This window comes from Variovorax sp. J31P179 (assembly GCF_030316985.1).
GTDB lineage: Bacteria > Pseudomonadota > Gammaproteobacteria > Burkholderiales > Burkholderiaceae_C > Variovorax > Variovorax ginsengisoli_B.
On the sequence record NZ_JASZYL010000039.1, the window covers coordinates 1 to 3,291 of the forward strand.

Genomic DNA, 3,291 nt, shown 5'->3' on the forward strand with positions numbered 1-3,291 from the left:
CTTCGGTGAATGTGTCAGGTCCGCGCATCGGAGCAGGTTTCGTGGGTCTGCAAAGACAACGCCTCAGGCCCAATTTCGGGGGACCATCCGGTGAGGTATTTCAGCAACCTGCTAAAGCGGTAGCCCCCGACTTCTTGGCGACATGATTGAAGGTGTCGTGGACGACTGCGCTTTACGCGCTGCCGAGTGGCAAGTTGAGAATTCCTTCGACTCATTGAAACTCGTCCACTTTCGCTAGGGAAACGCTGATTTATTCACGAATCCCGGCACGGCCTATGCATGCATCTGAGGATCAGATTCTTGAGGCCTGACCGACATGAACCAACGCAGTTTTGCCAGCGCCGAGTACGCATTGAAGAAGAAGCGCACGCGCCGCGAGAAGTTCCTGGCCGAGATGGAGCGCGTCGTCCCGTGGTCGCGGTTGATCGCAGTCATTGAGCCGCTGTACCCCACCAGCGGTCGCGTTGACCGACAGCCCATCGGCGTTCCTCGAACGCTGAGCATGTACTGTCTCCATCCGCAACACGATGGTCAGCGCCCTCCCCTGCAATCAGACGACAAGGGCGATCCACCGCTCGCCACGCAGCCGACCTCGGAAACGGCTGCCGTCGACAAGTGTTCCCTTCCGCTGTGTTCCAAACGCCCCTTTCAATGGGGAACGCCGGCTTCGTAGCACGTGTGCACATGAGCATCCGCAGGCGTCTTGAAACGCTTGCCGGCTCGCACGATGCAGTCGGTCACGGCAACCTGGTCGCTCGCAGCGATGCTGAATCGACTCACCGTATTGCGACCGTCGCCAACACTTAGCTTCCACTGCTTGTCGCCGAGCTCAAAGCTCATGTACAGGTCATCGGGCTTGGCCGTTTCCTGGGCGTACAGGCCCCGCCAGGAACTGAAGGTTCAGCTCATAGCTTCAGGCCTACGCCTGGTCCGTCTCCTCCTTGTCCACGTCCTGCTTGTCGACGTGCTTGAGGGCCGGCTTCTGACCGGGCTGCGGCGTGTGCTCGGCCCCGGGGGCGATCTCCTCGCCGCGATGCTTCTTTTCCTGTTGCACTTTTTTGTCGTGCGCGACATTGCGTGGATCGGTCATGCAGCCACCTTGCACGTGCCCGAGCAAGGTGAGTGTGGGACGAAGCGCCGTCCCTGCAGCAAAAGGGCACCGTTTGGATCGAAGCGGAGGCCATGAGGCCATTGAACCGTCGGCCGAGAGGTTCCGAGCGCATCCCGCGCCTTCGTCTTACAGGAACATCTTGCATTTGCGTCAAGCTGCCTGATCACCAAGGAGAGTTTCCATGACCTCGCAACCAGCACCCGAAACGACCGAAGAGAAAACCGATGAACTGCTGGAGCAGGCTCGCAACGAGGCGCAGCTGCGCGTTGCGGAGGTTCACACCGAGGAAGGCACCGTCAAATCCGAAAAGGCGCAGAACTCGCCGCACTCAGACGATCACGACTAGGACGGGCGGATCAAGGCCCGCGGTCGGGCCCGCGCCGGAGATGTTCGACCGATACCACCATCGCCCCGAATTCCACCGGCCCCGGCAGCGTAGAGCTGAATTCGAACGCCTCGATCGCCGAATGGGCACGAAGCTCGATGTGACGGAAGCTCAACTCAAGGAAGCCGTCACGGCCTTCGGCGATCTCGCCACCGACGCCGAGCTTCACCTGAAGGGCTCGCGCAGCACCACTAACAAGGAGAAGGTCCGCGAGGCGGGGCTTGACGCAAGCGGTCCCTGCCACGCCTCGTCGGGCCAGCCTCGGTCTCGATCGCGCGCGCTGGAACGTCCCCACGCATTCGCGGCCGCATTCGGCGAGGGAAGCTCGCAGCTTGCACGGTATACGCCACGCGATTCAATGCCGTGGAGATCCCCAGTTCTCTGTCGGCCGCATCGCCGGCAGTCGCAAATGGCTGATAACCCCCGCAGGGTCAAGTTCGCAAGTTGGACGTGCAGCGGCACCCGATCGGATCGGCCGCGGCCACTCAGGCTCAGAAAGAAGCCCCTCGTTTGGCCGGGAGGTCGAGCTCAAGTGGGACCGTGGGCGCGAAGTGCGCATCGTCGGCCTGCTTGTCAAAATCCCATGCCACCAACCTGCAGTTCGCGGCGTCGATGGGCCAGACTGTCACGCACCGGCCGGCCTTCAATTCGGCGGCCGCGTGGTGCAGGGCATCCTTGATCCGTGCAAACGAAACCGCTGCACGGGTCTGCCGGTCGAGCCGCTGTGGCATCGGACCGGCCGCGGCTCCTTGATCGAGAGAATTCTTCATAGCAGTCACTTCCTTCATGTCAATGCCAATCCGTCTTGATAGCTTCTTTGAGTGATTTCGTCCGACAACGAATCGCTAGCGAAGGAAGTGTTGTCCGTTGGGCACGGGCTGCACAGGGTCAGTTTGAACGCATTGCATCGGTCCAGTTCCGAGCCAGGGGCGGGCCGATGGACCGGTCCGATCGAATCAGCACGATCTGACTCTGGTCGCCGCAGGCCGGACTGCCAACAATCGTCCTGGCCAGATGCGAACAGCCGGAATGGGGCAGATCGAACTGGTTCATCACTCCAAACATCATGCGATTTGATTTCTTTCGGCGCCCGAGCGACGCTCCGGTGTGCCCGATCGAGGCGCGCGCGCCGGCAGCCAACGAGGCGATGCACCCCGAGTCAGGCGGCTTCGTGACCTATACCCTGCTGCTGGATGCCCAGAAGCGTGTCAAGGGCTACAGGCTCGCATGGCGCATGGCGCATGGCGCCGAGCCAACCGCGTTCGAGAGCCTGCGGGCCCTCCTTTCCTGCGCCGCAACGAACCTCAATCCCCCCAAGACCGGATGGCGCCTTGGCAGCCTGGCCCTCTTCTTCGACATGACAGCCGACGGACTGAGCCTGAAGGAGCTGCAGGCCTTGCCACCGAAGAATGTCGTCTTGTGCATGGACCTCGACGACCTGACGAACGCGAACATCCGGTCGACGCTGCTGCGCCTTCGCGCACAGGGATATGGCTTCATGCTGCGCGGCGCCGAGGCGCTCCCCGAAGACGTCGAGCTGTGCGCCATCATCACCTGCGTGGATGTGGGAGACGGCCGTCCCGAACTCGTCACGAGCGTGCGGCGCGAGCCGCCGCTGGGGACGCCGGTCATTCAGCCCATTGCCACCCGCATGGCGAGTTGGCAGGACTTCGCCGCTTGCGCCGCGCGTCGCCTTGATGTTTTCGTGCAGGGCAGCGAAGCGATCGTCCCCACGACGCAAGCGGGGGCCACCTTGCAGCCGGAAGCCATGCTGATCGTCCGTCTGATGCAGGCG

The 3,291-nt window shown here is 62.3% G+C and carries 7 protein-coding genes and 1 pseudogene; 3 read left to right on the forward strand and 5 right to left on the reverse strand.

Annotated features, from left to right (window positions below; all coding sequences use genetic code 11):
• Window positions 1-316 precede the first annotated feature (316 nt).
• Window positions 317-482 (forward strand): annotated as a pseudogene (locus QTI17_RS34860) (IS5/IS1182 family transposase); the annotation flags it as partial.
• Window positions 483-648: 166 nt separating this feature from the next.
• Here QTI17_RS34860 and QTI17_RS34865 read toward each other — a convergent pair.
• Together QTI17_RS34865 and QTI17_RS34870 are read right to left on the reverse strand one after the other, a co-directional pair.
• Complete coding sequence (locus QTI17_RS34865) at window positions 649-840, reverse strand: hypothetical protein (protein ID WP_286538753.1); 192 nt, start codon at window positions 838-840, stop codon at window positions 649-651.
• Between the two features lie 79 nt (window positions 841-919).
• A complete protein-coding gene (locus QTI17_RS34870) occupies window positions 920-1,090 on the reverse strand; it encodes a hypothetical protein (protein ID WP_286538754.1) in 171 nt (56 codons plus the stop codon).
• Window positions 1,091-1,292: 202 nt separating this feature from the next.
• On the opposite strand from QTI17_RS34870, the gene QTI17_RS34875 reads away from it, so the two are divergent.
• Window positions 1,293-1,457, forward strand: coding sequence for a hypothetical protein (locus QTI17_RS34875; RefSeq protein ID WP_286538755.1), 165 nt, complete (start codon window positions 1,293-1,295; stop codon window positions 1,455-1,457).
• A 10-nt stretch (window positions 1,458-1,467) separates the two neighbouring features.
• Here QTI17_RS34875 and QTI17_RS34880 read toward each other — a convergent pair whose 3' ends face one another.
• The 3 genes from QTI17_RS34880 to QTI17_RS34890 form a co-directional block, all read right to left on the reverse strand.
• Window positions 1,468-1,665 carry a hypothetical protein gene (locus QTI17_RS34880; RefSeq protein ID WP_286538756.1) on the reverse strand — a complete coding sequence of 66 codons (198 nt, stop codon included), beginning with the start codon at window positions 1,663-1,665 and terminating at the stop codon, window positions 1,468-1,470.
• A gap of 322 nt (window positions 1,666-1,987) precedes the next feature.
• Window positions 1,988-2,266: a hypothetical protein gene (locus QTI17_RS34885; RefSeq protein WP_286538758.1), complete on the reverse strand. Its 279-nt coding sequence runs from the start codon at window positions 2,264-2,266 to the stop codon at window positions 1,988-1,990.
• A 118-nt stretch (window positions 2,267-2,384) separates the two neighbouring features.
• Complete coding sequence (locus tag QTI17_RS34890) at window positions 2,385-2,549, reverse strand: hypothetical protein (protein WP_286538759.1); 165 nt, start codon at window positions 2,547-2,549, stop codon at window positions 2,385-2,387.
• 13 nt (window positions 2,550-2,562) lie between these two features.
• Between QTI17_RS34890 and QTI17_RS34895 the strand changes: the two genes are divergently transcribed.
• Window positions 2,563-3,291: YuxH family protein (locus tag QTI17_RS34895; protein ID WP_503011168.1), on the forward strand; the 729-nt coding region annotated here is incomplete at its 3' end.